This is a genomic window from Alysiella filiformis (assembly GCF_014054525.1).
Classification (GTDB): Bacteria; Pseudomonadota; Gammaproteobacteria; order Burkholderiales; family Neisseriaceae; genus Simonsiella; species Simonsiella filiformis.
In genome coordinates, this window is the sequence record NZ_CP059564.1 from 1,340,619 (window position 1) to 1,354,971 (window position 14,353).

Below are 14,353 nucleotides of genomic sequence, written 5' to 3' on the forward strand. Positions count from 1 at the left end.
AAAAAAACGAAAAATGCGTATTATATGCCTTTTTTGTGTCGGGGAATGCGAAAAATCGTTTGGCAATGTAAACATCGTTTCAGGCTGCCTGAAAGCGGCTACAATGCCCATTTTTTGACTTTGGGAAACATCATCATGAAAAATGTGGCTTTGATTTTAACCGCCAGCGTGGTTTTGGCTGCCTGCACAGGCGTAAACGGCAACGGCATTTCATTGGGCGTGGGTTTGGGCGGTATGCTGGGCAACCACGTTGGCATTGGCACCAGCGTAAACATTCCACTTGGCAACAACACGCCAAGCACCGAAACAACCATGCCACAAGACAACATCATCACCCATTTTGACGCAAATGGCGCACCCAGCGACAGTGGCGTGAAAAACGGTTTTTACCGCAAATTGCTTTCCAAACCCAGCGAAAGCGAATATTTGGTACAAGATTTCTACGAAATGGGCGGCAGCAAACGCACCGACCCCATGATTTTGTCGCGCGAACAACTGCATACCTTTCGCGTTCAACCTGCCAATGGCACTTTGACGGTGTATGCCGTGAATGGCAACGTGATGCAAAGCCAAATTTTTAAAGACGGCAAATTGTTGAAATGATTTTTCAGGCAGCCTTGCGTTACGCTGCCAAACATGGACTTTGCCTTGAAAAGCAACCCGAAAAACCCAGCGCGATAGCCAAAAACAAAATATCAAATTACAAAGATGTCATTTAGCCACGGGCGGAATTTGGTAAAATACAACTTTTCTCATTTGGATTTGGAAAGCAAAAAATGTCTTGCGAACACATTGAAATGCAATACAGCACATTCAGCAAAACCGCCAACAACGCCTTGCTTGAACCCATGTTTTTCGGGCAATCGGTAAACGTGGCGCGTTACGACCAGCAAAAATACGAAATTTTTGAAAAGCTGATTGAAAAACAACTCTCCTTTTTTTGGCGACCCGAAGAAATCGACGTTTCCCGCGACCGCATTGATTATCAAAACCTGCCTGAACACGAAAAACACATTTTTATCAGCAATTTAAAATACCAAACTTTGCTGGATTCCATTCAAGGACGCAGCCCCAATGTGGCGTTGTTGCCGCTGGTTTCCATTCCCGAATTGGAAACGTGGATTGAAACATGGTCGTTTTCCGAAACCATTCACAGCCGCAGCTACACCCACATCATTCGCAATATCGTGAATGACCCTAGCTTGGTGTTTGACGACATCGTGCAAAACGAATACATCATCGCCCGTGCCGAAGACATCGCCTGCTACTACGATGATTTGATTGAATATACCCAATATTACAATCTTTTGGGCGAAGGCAAACACACCGTTAATGGCAAATCCATCAGCATTTCATTGTATGAATTGAAGAAAAAACTCTATTTGTGTTTGATGTGCGTGAATGTGTTGGAGGCGATTCGTTTTTATGTGTCTTTTGCGTGCAGTTTCGCCTTTGCCGAGCGCGAACTGATGGAGGGCAATGCCAAGATTATCAAGCTGATTGCGCGTGATGAAGCCTTGCATTTGACCAGTACCCAGCATATGCTCAACCTGATGCGCGCGGGTGCGGACGACCCCGATATGGCAAAAATCGCCGCCGAATTGCAAGAAACCAGTTTCAATTTGTTCATTCAGGCAGCCGAGCAGGAAAAAGAGTGGGCGGCATACCTGTTTAAAGACGGCAGCATGATTGGTTTGAACAAAGACATTTTGTGTCAATACATTGAATACATTACCAATTTGCGTATGAGCGCGGTGGGTTTGCCGCAAGCCTTCCCCAAAGCCACGCAAAATCCCATTCCTTGGATTAACGCATGGTTGTCATCGGATAATGTGCAAGTTGCGCCACAAGAGGTGGAAATTTCATCTTATTTAATCGGACAAATTGACGCGGAAGTGAAAACCGAAGATTTGGAAGATTTTGAATTGTAATTGATGTGAAATCGGTAGGGTAACTGCAAATGTGCCAATAAACCAGCTCTCTCTTCCTATGGGAAAGCGTTGGAGAGAGGCTTTGTTGAGTAGCGCACCCTCTCCCCAGCCCTCTCCCAAAGTGAGAGGGAGAAAAGTGACTTAAATTTATCAATTACTTTTATCCCGAATTAGCGTTAATTAAAATTTCAGGCAGCCTGAAAATGATGTTCAGGCTGCTTGAAATGTTTATTGCTCAACGAATGCGCGTTCAATCACATAATCGCCACGTTGTCCCACTTTGGGCGATGCCACCAAACCAAAACTGTCCAAAATCGCGGCGGTATCGCGGTTCATGGGCATGCTGCCGCAGAGCATGGCGCGGTCGTCTTGCGGATTGATGGGGGGCAAGCCGATGTCTTCAAAAATTTTGCCGCTTTGCAGCAAATCGGTTAAACGCCCTTGGTGTTCAAACGGTTCGCGCGATACGACTGGGTAGTAAATCAATTTTTCGCGCACCATGTCGCCCAAAAATTCGTGTTCAGGCAGCCCTTTGGTAAAGTGGTCGTAATACGCCAAATCCGCTTTGTGGCGCACACCGTGTACCAAAATCACTTTTTCAAATTGTTCATAAATATCAGGGTCTTTGGTAACGCTCAAAAAGGGGGCAAGCCCTGTGCCTGTGGACAATAAATACAAATGCTTGGCATTGGGATTCAAATCGCTGGCAATGAGCGTGCCTGTGGGCTTTTTGCTGATGAGGATTTCATCGCCCACTTTTAGGTGTTGCAAGCGGCTGGTCAGAGGACCATCTTGAACTTTAATGCTAAAAAATTCAAGGTGTTCTTCCCAGTTTGCGCTGGCTACGCTGTATGCGCGCATGAGCGGTTTGCCGTCCACCATCAAGCCTATCATGACGAATTGTCCGTTTTCAAAGCGCAGACTTTCATCGCGGGTGCAAGTGAAACTGAAATATGCGTCTGTCCAGTGGTGTACGGACAAAACTTCTTGGGTGTTGAATGCTGCCATTGTGTTACTTTCTTGATAAAAATATTTTTTCAGGCTGCCTTACACATACACACATCATTTTTGATGGTGCCACCAATCTACCCCTCCCCCTATGCAAGGGGGAGAGGACGAGTTTTAGGTAACCCAAAAATTTTTGTCGTGTACCGAAAAGGCTGCCTGCAAAAGTGTTTTAGAATAAGAACGCCGATTATATGCGAATCAGTTTCAACTGGCTACCATTCGCCGCGTTTCATGCGGTCAAGCTGACGGCGGTCGCGTTTGGTGGGGCGACCGTCTGGGTAGGCGGCGGTGATTCGGCTGGCTTGGTCTAGGGCTTTTTGGGCTTCGCGTTGGGCGGCGGTTTGCGCGTCTTCTTCGTAAAGCAAACGGGCTTCGGGTGCGGGTCTGCGCTGATGATTGAGCGCAAGGATTTTCAATTTATAAGGCAATGAATTTAAAGTTAAATCCACCACATCACCCACCACAATGTATTTGCTGGTTTTGGTTTTCACACCATTGACTGCCACGCGACCGAGTTCAATATGCTTGCTTGCCAAAGAGCGTGTTTTGAAAAAGCGTGCCGCCCACAGCCATTTGTCTAGGCGCATGGTGTCTTCGCGGTTGTCGTCATCGTGTTGTTTGCTCATGGTTTTTCCTTAATTTTTTGTATTTTATACTTTCTGAAAATTATTACGAAAAATTTTGTATTCATCATCAGGAATTGAATAACGAGATACCATTCTCTCATTGAGTGTAATCGAATTTGTTCCTAGTAATTTCGCCTTTAAACCCCTTTTGAACCCATTTAATATAGTATAGGGTCTAATATCAAGGTCAAGATTTAAAAATAGTTCAAATCCTTCAATATCATCTTTGGCATCTGGATATCGTTTATCAAATACTCTTTTAACAGTTGCGTAACACATATTTGCTGTATCTATATCTTGTTCCACACCCAACCCGTTTAAATACATGTATCCTAAACGTGCGAAGCAATGAGGTAAGTATTGAAATGATATAGAAAGTATATGGCTATAAATTTCTACAGCTTTTTCATAATCTTGTTCAACACCTTTACCAATGTAATAAGCATACGCAACAGATAATTGACCGATTTCATTTCCTAAGTCTGCTGATTTTTTTGCATATTCAAAAAATAATTTATCATCTCGCTCTGTTCCATCACCATTACCATAACAACAGGCAATACGATTTAAAGCCATAGGAAAATCTTGGTCTGCCGAAAGTTTAAAATAACGAAATGCCAGTTGCATATTGGGCGAAAGACCAAAATCCTTGTCTTCTTGCATTAAACCCAATTTCCATAATGCTCGTGGACAATGTTGATTTGCAGCATGCGAAAAATAATCAAACGCCAATGAAAAATTAGGAATATTTAAAGTTCCACCATTAAAGTAAAACTCTCCAACAGCAGTTTGAGCTTGAATATGTCCGTTATTGGCTGCCTGAATAATGTTGTTTAAATTCTTTAAGAATCTTTCATTTGGCTGAACCACAATATGTTTATCCAATAACTGAAAATATTCTTCACACAAATCAAGAATATATTCTGCATTATCTCTATTTTCCCAGTCTTCAAAATCAGGTGGTAAATTTAATTTTTTAACTTCGGGTAAACATAAAAGTACAGTAAATGCTTCTTTTAATCGCAAAATAGTTTTTTCACGAGTTACCCCTTTATTTTCTTTTGAGCGCTGCATTGCTTTTAAGAAACTTTCCACATATTTCTTTTCAGCCTCACCCTCTTTATCATCATTAGGATTATTTTTTCGTAAAGAACTGTAAATTTTCTCTGCTAGCTGCTTTAATGGAATATCTAATTTATCTTTTATAAACAATATCCTATCAGCATATTCCATTTTTAAAAAGGAATTGTCCTTTGGAATGTCCATTTGTCCTGTATTTTCCACTCTATACTCCGCACATCTGTTGAACGAAAGTTTTGATTAACTGCTTTCCAATTAAAACCAAGTTTTGACAGATACTTCATTTAACTTTAATTTTTAGGAGCTTTAATTATGGCAGTAAACAATACTGGTAACGCTAATCCCAATTTCCCAAGTCGCACTGGTAACCCCTCTGGTGGTAGACGTGGTAACAATCCGCCTAGTGGTGGTGGACGTACTTCTGGCGGTGGTTCAGGCAAAGGGAAATAAACCGTTTATTCTCTAAACCATAATCATGCTGCTACTTAATCTGTTTTTTGATTAAGTAGCAGTTTCTTAATTTTTCAGGCAGCCTGAAACGCTTTTCCCTGCAAAACCGTCAATTCCGCAATCCCCTTTTGCCCCAGCGCAATCAATTCCGCCAATTCCGCCATGCTGAACGCTGCGTCTTCCGCCGTGCCTTGAATTTCAATGATTTTTTCCGCATTGAGCATAACCAAATTCACATCGCTGTCGCAGCCTGAATCTTCGGGGTAATCCAAATCCAGTAAAGGCACACCGCCCACCACCCCCACCGACACCGCCGCCACGCTGCCTGTAAGCGGATTTTCAGCCAGCCTGCCGTCTGCCAACATTTTGTGTATGGCAATTTTCAATGCCACAAACGCGCCTGTAATGCTTGCCGTGCGCGTACCGCCATCGGCTTGAATCACATCGCAATCAATCAAAATTTGGCGTTCGCCCAATTTTTTCATGTCCACGCAAGCGCGTAAACTTCGCCCAATCAAACGCTGAATTTCTTGGGTGCGACCCGATTGTTTGCCAGCAGCCGCCTCACGTTTCATGCGCGATTGGGTGGACGCGGGCAACATACCGTATTCTGCCGTAACCCAACCTTCGCCTTTGCCACGCAAAAAGGGCGGCACGGCTTCATCAATCGTGGCGGTGCAGATGATTTTCGTGTTGCCACACGCAATCAGCACCGAGCCGTCAGCGTGGGGCAAAAAATTTGGCGTAATCTGAACATCGCGCAAAGCATGGGCAGCGCGGTTTTGGCGTGTGTAAGTCATGATGTTTTCCCAAAAAAACGCCATTATATTTTCAGGCAGCCTGAAAGGCAAAATTGCGGTTTATTAAACCGTTATTTTCTGTTAAGATTCAGTCGCTTTTCCCCAATTTATTTTTACAATAACAGCGAGAAACACCATGACCATCAAAAGCATGACAGGATTTGCCCACACCACAGGCGAATCAAGTAACACACGGATTGATTTGGAAATTCGTGCCGTCAATCACCGTTTTTTGGACGTACAGTTCAAAATGCCCGATGATTTGCGCTATTTAGAAAGTGCCATGCGCGAACAAATCGCCCAACACGTTACACGCGGCAAAATTGAATGCCGCATACAATTAAGCAACATCGGCAAACATTCAGGCAGCCTGCACATCAACGAAGAGCTGGTAGATGAACTGGCAGCACTCAACGCCAAATGGCGCGACAAACACGCCAGCTTGGGCAAATTGACCGTAGCCGAAATTTTGAAATTCCCCAACGTCATCGTGAGCGCAGAACGCGACACCGAATCATTGGGCGAACACGTTTTGCACCTGCTCAATCATGCCCTGTTGGATTTTGTTGCCACACGCCAACGCGAAGGCGTGAAATTGCAAGCCCATTTGCTGGAACGCTTGGAACTGATGGACGACCTGATTACCGCCCTAGAAAGCCTGTTTCCCAGCATTTTGCAATCACATATTCAGCGCGCCAGAGCGCGTTTGGGCGAAGCCATTTTGAGCATAGACGATGACCGCTTAAAACAAGAATTTGCCCTGTTTATGCAAAAAGCCGATGTAGATGAAGAATTCAGCCGCTTGCGTACCCACATTGCCGAAGTGCGCCGCCTGATTACCGAACACAAAGGCACCGTAGGCAAACGTTTGGATTTTCTCATGCAAGAACTCAATCGCGAAGCCAACACCTTGGGCAGCAAATCCATCGCCAGCGAATGCACCCAAGTTTCCGTAGAACTGAAAGTGCTGATTGAACAAATGCGCGAGCAAGTGCAAAATATTGAATAAACAAATGTTTCAGGCAGCCCAATTTGTTTTCAGGCTGCCTGAAAAAGCATTTTGGCAACAAGATAAATGATTTTCAGGCAGCAAACTTAAAACGTGCCAACCCCCAATTCCCTCTCCCCTTGGGAGAGGGGTAGGGAGAGGGAAACCCCTCTGCGATAATCCCTCTCCCCAGCCCTCTCCCAAGGGGAGAGGGGTTCAAATTGCAGCACGACAAAATTTCAGGCAGCCTGAAAACACAAAACAGAAAAGAAAATCATGGTACAACGCTCCAAATCCTCCCCCGCGTGGCTGCACGAACACGTCAATGACCCCTACGTTCAGCGCGCCCAAAAAGACGGCTACCGCGCCCGTGCCGCCTACAAATTATTGGAAATCAACGAAAAAGACAAACTCATCAAACAAGGCACCGTGCTTGCCGATTTGGGCAGCGCACCAGGAAGTTGGTCGCAAGTTGCCGCCAAATTGGTCGGCACAACAGGCAAAGTCTTCGCCCTAGACATTCTGCCCATGGACGCAATAGAAGGTGTGGATTTCATACAAGGCGATTTTCGTGAAGAAAACATATTGGCACAATTTGAAAATCTGCTACAAAATCGTCCGCTTGACCTTGTAATTTGCGATATGGCACCCAATATGTCAGGCAATGCGGTTACAGACCAAGCGCGAAGCTATTATTTGTGCGAATTGGCGTTGGATTTTGCCCAAAATCATTTAAAAACAGGCGGTTCATTTTTGGTAAAAGTGTTTCAAGGTTCAGGCTATCAAGAATACTTGAACGCCATGCGCCAAATTTTTGCCACCGTGCAAACGCGCAAACCCGATGCTTCACGCAATCGTTCCAGCGAAATTTATCTATTGGGCAAAAATAAACGCTGACAAGTGCTTAATCGTGTTTTAAAATCCAACCACTTTAAATCATCATTCAACAGGAGCGTGTTTCTGTGGGGAACATCAAAAATATTCTCGTTTGGGGTGCATTGTTTCTTGCCATTGCAGCAGGCATCAATGCCATGCAAGAGAAAAAAGCCGATTCAAAACAAATTGAATATTCACAATTTTTACAACAAGTTAAAGCCAAAGAAATCAATAATGTGAACTTGGAAGGTTCGCCAGCAGGCTACACCATTAAAGGCGAACGCAATGACGCGGAAAAATCCACGTTCGTAACCAATGCCCCTTTGGACGACAAATTGATTCAAACGCTGACTGAAAACAACGTCCGCGTAAAAGTAACGCCCGAAGAAAAACCCAGCGTTTTGGGCAGCCTGTTTATGAGTTTGCTGCCTGTATTGTTGCTGATTGCCGTGTGGATTTACTTCATGCGCGCGCAAACGGGCGGTGGCAAAGGTGGCGCGTTTTCATTTGGCAAAAGCCGTGCGCGTTTGTTGGACAAAGATGCCAACACCGTGAAATTTTCAGACGTGGCAGGCTGCGATGAAGCCAAAGAAGAAGTCCAAGAAATCGTGGATTATTTGAAAGCCCCCAATCGCTATCAATCTTTGGGCGGACGTGTGCCACGCGGTATTTTGTTGGCAGGCAGCCCTGGTACGGGTAAAACCCTGTTGGCAAAAGCGATTGCAGGCGAAGCGGGCGTGCCATTTTTCAGCATTTCGGGTTCGGATTTTGTGGAAATGTTTGTGGGCGTGGGCGCAAGCCGCGTGCGCGATATGTTTGAACAAGCCAAGAAAAACGCGCCTTGTATCATTTTTATTGACGAGATTGACGCGGTGGGTCGCCAACGCGGTGCAGGTTTGGGCGGTGGCAATGACGAACGCGAACAAACCCTGAACCAACTTTTGGTGGAAATGGACGGCTTTGAAAGCAATCAAACCGTGATTGTGATTGCCGCCACCAACCGCCCAGACGTGCTTGACCCAGCTTTGCAACGTCCGGGACGTTTTGACCGTCAAGTGGTTGTGCCATTGCCCGATATTCGCGGTCGTGAACAAATTTTGAAAGTGCATGCCAAAAAAGTGCCTTTGGACGAAAGCGTGGATTTGGTAACGTTGGCGCGTGGTACACCGGGGTTTTCGGGTGCGGATTTGGCGAATTTGGTCAATGAAGCCGCCTTGTTTGCAGGTCGCCGCAACAAGAAAAAGGTTGACCAAAGCGATTTTGAAGATGCCAAAGACAAAATCTACATGGGACCAGAACGCCGCAGCATGGTGATGCATGAAGACGAAAAACGCGCCACCGCCTACCACGAAGCAGGTCATGCGATTGTGGCGGAAAGTTTGCCGTTTACCGACCCTGTTCACAAGGTTACGATTATGCCGCGTGGACGTGCGTTGGGCTTGACGTGGCAGCTGCCTGAACGCGACCGCATTTCCATGTACAAAGACCAAATGTTGAGCCAACTGTCCATTTTGTTTGGCGGACGCATTGCGGAAGATTTGTATGTGGGGCGCATTTCCACAGGCGCGTCCAACGACTTTGAACGTGCCACCGCTTTGGCGCGTGAAATGGTAACGCGCTTTGGCATGAGCGAAAAAATGGGTGTGATGGTGTATGCGGAAAATGAGGGCGAAGTGTTTTTGGGTCGCAGCGTAACGCGTTCACAACACATTTCTGAAAAAACCCAGCAGGAAGTGGACGCGGAAATCCGCCGCATTTTGGACGAACAATATGCCGTTGCCTACAAAATTTTGAGCGAAAACCGCGACAAAATGGAGACCATGTGCAAAGCCTTGATGGACTGGGAAACCATTGACCGCGACCAAGTGCTGGAAATCATGGCGGGCAAACAGCCTTCTCCGCCCAAAGATTACAGCCACAATGTGAAATCGGAAGCGGAACAAGCCCAAGCCGATAACAGCGAATTTGCCGAATTGCCGCAAATGGACAAAGCGGAAAATGAGCCAGAAACGGTGGTAAAATCCGATACGGAAAATAAAGCGTAATTTTTGATTCAGGCAGCCTGAAAACTGGGGAATGGTTTTCAGGCTGCTTTTATTTCAAAGTTTAAAGGTAATTTACATGACGACATCACAAAAATTTATAGGAAAAATTCAATCGTGGCAGCCTGAACGCGCTTTTGGTTTTATTTTGGCAGATGATTGTAAAACAAAAATTTTCTTTCATATCAAATCATTGCATTCACCGCAAATTGAACCCAAAGTCGGTGAAACCGTCCAAGTGATTGCTGAACCTGATACAAAAGGTTGGAAAGCAACGGTTGTCAGTTCCCCACAACGCCGCGCCCAAGTGAATCATCAGCAAGTCAATCCCAAAGTTCAAGCTGCCCCAAAACCATCTACACCACCTCAATCACAACCCAATTTTCAAAATCAAACTTTGGGGAAAATTGTGGAATGGAATGATGAGCGTGGTTTTGGTTTTATTCAAACCGATAATTTTAAAGAAAAAATTTTCTTTCATGTTAATGATTTACCGCTTAATCAAGGAAAATTTCGTCCACAGGAAGGTGAAGCGGTTTTGTTTACCGCAAAAAAATCAGATGGCAAACGTTGGGCGGCAACTTCGGTTACTTCCGCACAACGCCAACGTATTCAACGTGTACAACAACGCCGCCAAGCAGAACGTGAAGCGAATTTGAATGCAAAAGCGATAATGGCTTTATTGGTTATGGTGATTTGGTTGGGCTTGTGTGCATGGCGTTTACCTAAATTAGCGATGATTTATGGTATTTTATCTTTGATTTTATTTGGTTTTTATTGGAAAGATAAAAAAGCGGCAAATGATGGCGAATGGCGTGTGCCAGAAGCCAATTTACATACTTGGGCTTTGTTAGGTGGTTGGTGCGGTGGTTTGTTGGCGCGATATTTATTCAATCACAAAACGACAAAACAAGAATTTGTTATCGTATTTTGGGTAACGGTGGTGGCGAATGTGGGGGCAACGATTTATCTGTTACCCAAATTGGCTGAATGGTTAAGATAAAAAATAAGGAAAATCAAATGCTTTGGCAAACACAACGTTTTCAAATTGATTTAAGCTCGCCCAAAATCATGGGCATTGTGAATGTTACGCCCGATTCATTTTCGGATGGCGGGCAATATTCAGGCAGCCTGAAAACCGCGCTCGCCCATGCTGAAAAATTGCTTTTGGACGGTGCAGACATTTTGGACATCGGTGGCGAATCCACGCGCCCCAATGCTTTGCCTGTTTCGCCTGATGAAGAGTGGTCGCGTGTTGCCCCCATTTTGGACGAATTGTCCAAATGGCAAGTACCAATCAGTTTGGATACGCGCCGCACGGTCATCATACAACGCGCTTTGGACAAAAATGCGCTGGATATTGTGAATGATGTGCAGGCTTTGGAAGATGTGGGCGCAGTGGATTTGGTGGCACAATCGGGCGTGGGCGTGTGCCTGATGCACATGAAAGGCTTGCCTGAAAATATGCAAAATAATCCAAATTATCAAGATGTTGTGCGAGAAGTGGCGGATTATTTGGGGGCGCGTGTTGGCATTTGCGTTCAGGCTGGCATGGCTTTGAATCGGATTGTGTTGGACGTGGGTTTGGGTTTTGGCAAAAATTTGGCGCACAATATCGCATTGTTGCAAAATTTGGACAAATTGTCCACGCAATACAATTTGCCGCATTTGGTGGGCGTGTCGCGCAAACGCATGATAGGCGAAATCACAGGGCGTGAAATGCCCTGCGAGCGCGTTTCAGGCAGCGTGGCGGCGGCTTTGTTTGCGGTGGAACGTGGTGCGAAAATCGTTCGGGTTCACGATGTGCGTGAAACGGCAGATGCTTTGAAAGTATGGCAAAAATTGCATGAAAGGATTGTTTGAAATGAATATTGTTCATCAAAACCAGCGTTTTGAATACCATGAAAATGGCAATGTGGCTTATTTGAGCTATGTTTTGGACGGCGAAATTCGCGTTTTTAATCATACGATTGTGCCGCCTGAATTGGGTGGGCGTGGCATTGGCACGGCTTTGGTGCGTCATGCTTTGGATTGGGCGCGTTTGGAAAATTGGCAAATTCGTGCCACTTGTGGTTTTGTGGTGGCGTTTGTGGCGAAAAATCCTGAATATCGGGATTTATTCGTGGAATAGGTTTCAGGCTGCCTGAACGTTCATTTTTCGCGTAATTGGCAAGCAATTTCAATGTCTTGCTCCACAATGCAGCAGCAGGGCAAAATTTCATCTGCTGCCACAAATGCCATTGGCAAACTGGCGTAGCGCACGCTGCCTGAACGCAATTTCACGCGGCATGAACCGCAATAACCGCTTCGGCATTGGTATTCTATGGCGTGTCCTGTTTGTTCAAGGGCTTGCAGCAGGTTTGCGCCGTGGCTTAATTCAAATTCGCGGTGGTCGGTTTTGATTTTGGGCATGATGTGTGGTTGTTTGGGTGTGAAAAATGAACATTTATCCGCGCAAGCTGCGCCACAGTTGTTTGATTTTTTCGTGCTGCTTGCTGTGCCACGAACGGTGAATGTGGTGCTGGGCGTGGCGTTTTTGTTCGCGCAAAATTTCTATTGCGCCCAATACGTCAATGCGCTGATGGCTGTGTGGGTGTATGTATTGCGGATAATGCACCAGCGTGCCGCAAACCAATTCAGGCAGCGTGAGCTGGCGCGTGCGGCGTGGCGTGGCGATTTCATCGTGGGTCAAACCCCAACCCGCGTAAAACGGCAAACCGTAGCAAAACACCTTTTTGCCGCGCAACAGTGCCTCAAATCCTGTGAGCGATGTGAGCGTATGCACTTCATCTGCGGCATTCAGGCAGCTTAAAATATCGGTTTCGGTTTCAATTTGGTTGGCGTATTGTTGGGCGATGTCGTTGGGGATTTGCCCTACGCGGTTGCCGCTTACCACATCGGGGTGGGGTTTGTAGATGATGTGGGCGTGGGGATTGCGTTCGCGTACCAATTTCAACAAAGCCAAATTATCGCGGATTTGTGGCGAACCGAATTGTATGGACGCATCGTCTTCCACTTGTCCTGTTACCAATAAAATGGGCTGGGTGGTTTCAGGCTGCCTGAAAGCGGTGTTACCCACATTGTATTTGGAAATGTTTGCCGCCAACAATTTTTGCTGGATTTCGGTTGCCAAAGTCAATTCAGGCTGGCTGAAAACGTGGTTTTGCAAAATCCATTCCAAACGAGAAGGCGCGGTTGCATCAAAATAAATCCCCACATCATCAATCACCAACGACAAAGGCGGCGTGAGATTGGAACCCAATCCCACCGACCTGATGAAACCATCTTCCATGTGCAAAATGGGCAGCGCGTGGCGTTGGGCAAAATCCAGTTGTGCCGTTTTGCCGCGCCCCCATACCAGTAAGCGGCTGTTTTCAGGCAGCTTTTCGGTGGGGATTTTGTCCAAGCGCGACACAAAACGCAAATCACAAGCAGGCAACCTGAAAAACGGCTTCATCACCGCCTGTTTCCACAGCGACACGCCCACGCAATAAATCGTGCCGCGCAAACGTTCATTGTCGTCCATCGCCTTTTGCAAATAATGCAACAAATCCAATAAATTGCCCAATTTCCCCGTGTGAGGGTTGATGTAGCGCGTGTATTGACAATACGCCGCCGCAAACAGTTGCAACAAACTGCGTGGCGCACGCCTGTTTTCATGTTGTAATTGCTTGATTTGTTGATGATAATCTTGCGTCAAGCCCCAACCCGCATACCAAGCCGCACCAAAAACATGAACTTCCTTGCCACACATCAAGGCTTCAAAGCCCATTTGTGAAGTAACGCAATAAACTTTATCCACTTGTTTTAATAGGGAAATGGGATTGCAATCTTGCGCCCAAATCCGAACATTAGCCCCTTGGCTTTGGGCGAAATAGCCGCGTTTTTTGCCACTCAACACATCGGGGTGGGTTTTGATGACGATGTCGGCATTGGGGTTGTCGCGCACCGCCTGCGCCAACATTTGCGCGAAAGTCTGTTCATCTGCGCCGCCATATTGCACCGCCATGTCGCCAAAAGTTTGGTCTATCAACAAGATAAGTGGGCGATTGTCGCGTTTCAGGCTGCCTGAAAACGGTGGCGCGTGGTTGTATTTGCTGATTTGAGCCGCCAGCATGGTTTGTAAAGCGCGTTGGGCTTGCGATAAAATTTCATCTGATAAATCATGGCTTTGTAAAATCAGCTTTTCCAAACGATTGGGTTGGCTGGTGTGGTAATACATGCCCACATCATCGTAAATCAATGAAAATGTGGGATAATTGTCCACACCCAAACCGAGTGAGCGCACAAAGCCATCTTCCAAAGCCACATAGGGCAGGGCGTGTTGTTGGGCGTATTGACGGGCGCGGTTGGCGGTGGGGCGATAACCCCAGCCAAACACGCAATCACATGATTTTTGCGGTGCGCTGATGTGCGTATTGGGAAAAAATTCAGATAAGTAAGGCAGATGGCGCAATTTGCGCGAAAAAACGGCGGCGTGGTTCATGGCGACTTGGGTTTGATTTGAGAAGATACGGTTTTCAGGCAGCCACAATCACAAAAGCTGCCTGAA

The 14,353-nt window shown here is 46.1% G+C and carries 14 protein-coding genes; 8 read left to right on the forward strand and 6 right to left on the reverse strand.

Translation table 11 applies throughout. The features are described 5' to 3' along the window. The first annotated feature begins 45 nt into the window (after positions 1–45). Together H3L97_RS06630 and nrdB are read left to right on the forward strand one after the other, a co-directional pair. Positions 46–603 (forward strand): NemA protein, encoded by a 558-nt coding sequence (locus H3L97_RS06630; protein ID WP_371271222.1) that lies wholly within the window; start codon positions 46–48, stop codon positions 601–603. Between the two features lie 194 nt (positions 604–797). Further along, entirely contained in the window at positions 798–1,931 is a 1,134-nt protein-coding gene (gene nrdB, locus H3L97_RS06635; RefSeq protein ID WP_097113665.1) for a class Ia ribonucleoside-diphosphate reductase subunit beta, read from the forward strand. 228 nt (positions 1,932–2,159) lie between these two features. Here nrdB and H3L97_RS06640 read toward each other — a convergent pair whose 3' ends face one another. The 4 genes from H3L97_RS06640 to rph form a co-directional block, all read right to left on the reverse strand. After that, positions 2,160–2,939, reverse strand: a complete 780-nt coding sequence (locus tag H3L97_RS06640) for a ferredoxin--NADP reductase (protein WP_034295383.1) — start codon at positions 2,937–2,939, stop codon at positions 2,160–2,162. Between the two features lie 212 nt (positions 2,940–3,151). Further along, positions 3,152–3,565, reverse strand: a complete 414-nt coding sequence (locus H3L97_RS06645; RefSeq protein WP_097113542.1) for an RNA-binding S4 domain-containing protein — start codon at positions 3,563–3,565, stop codon at positions 3,152–3,154. 24 nt (positions 3,566–3,589) lie between these two features. Further along, entirely contained in the window at positions 3,590–4,849 is a 1,260-nt protein-coding gene (locus H3L97_RS06650) for a tetratricopeptide repeat protein (RefSeq protein WP_143269091.1), read from the reverse strand. Between the two features lie 320 nt (positions 4,850–5,169). Next, entirely contained in the window at positions 5,170–5,895 is a 726-nt protein-coding gene (gene rph / locus H3L97_RS06655; protein WP_179655771.1) for a ribonuclease PH, read from the reverse strand. 136 nt (positions 5,896–6,031) lie between these two features. Here rph and H3L97_RS06660 point away from each other — a divergent pair, with 136 nt between their 5' ends. The 6 genes from H3L97_RS06660 to H3L97_RS06685 all read left to right on the forward strand — a co-directional run bounded on the left by H3L97_RS06660 (position 6,032) and on the right by H3L97_RS06685 (position 11,932). Beyond that, entirely contained in the window at positions 6,032–6,904 is an 873-nt protein-coding gene (locus tag H3L97_RS06660; RefSeq protein ID WP_097113540.1) for a YicC/YloC family endoribonuclease, read from the forward strand. A gap of 255 nt (positions 6,905–7,159) precedes the next feature. Continuing rightward, the gene (gene rlmE / locus H3L97_RS06665; RefSeq protein ID WP_097113539.1) at positions 7,160–7,780 is read left to right on the forward strand and encodes a 23S rRNA (uridine(2552)-2'-O)-methyltransferase RlmE; all 621 of its coding nucleotides are present in this window, start codon (positions 7,160–7,162) and stop codon (positions 7,778–7,780) included. A 65-nt stretch (positions 7,781–7,845) separates the two neighbouring features. After that, complete coding sequence (gene ftsH, locus H3L97_RS06670; protein WP_097113538.1) at positions 7,846–9,804, forward strand: ATP-dependent zinc metalloprotease FtsH; 1,959 nt, start codon at positions 7,846–7,848, stop codon at positions 9,802–9,804. 76 nt (positions 9,805–9,880) lie between these two features. Next, positions 9,881–10,804 carry a DUF1294 domain-containing protein gene (locus H3L97_RS06675; protein ID WP_179655769.1) on the forward strand — a complete coding sequence of 308 codons (924 nt, stop codon included), beginning with the start codon at positions 9,881–9,883 and terminating at the stop codon, positions 10,802–10,804. Between the two features lie 17 nt (positions 10,805–10,821). Continuing rightward, complete coding sequence (folP, locus tag H3L97_RS06680) at positions 10,822–11,664, forward strand: dihydropteroate synthase (protein WP_097113536.1); 843 nt, start codon at positions 10,822–10,824, stop codon at positions 11,662–11,664. A 1-nt stretch (position 11,665) separates the two neighbouring features. Continuing rightward, positions 11,666–11,932 (forward strand): GNAT family N-acetyltransferase, encoded by a 267-nt coding sequence (locus H3L97_RS06685; RefSeq protein ID WP_097113663.1) that lies wholly within the window; start codon positions 11,666–11,668, stop codon positions 11,930–11,932. 20 nt (positions 11,933–11,952) lie between these two features. Here H3L97_RS06685 and yfaE read toward each other — a convergent pair whose 3' ends face one another. Both yfaE and H3L97_RS06695 read right to left on the reverse strand, forming a co-directional pair. Continuing rightward, entirely contained in the window at positions 11,953–12,213 is a 261-nt protein-coding gene (gene yfaE / locus H3L97_RS06690; protein WP_097113535.1) for a class I ribonucleotide reductase maintenance protein YfaE, read from the reverse strand. 34 nt (positions 12,214–12,247) lie between these two features. After that, positions 12,248–14,287, reverse strand: coding sequence for a capsular polysaccharide biosynthesis protein (locus H3L97_RS06695; RefSeq protein WP_097113534.1), 2,040 nt, complete (start codon positions 14,285–14,287; stop codon positions 12,248–12,250). Positions 14,288–14,353: the final 66 nt, after the last annotated feature.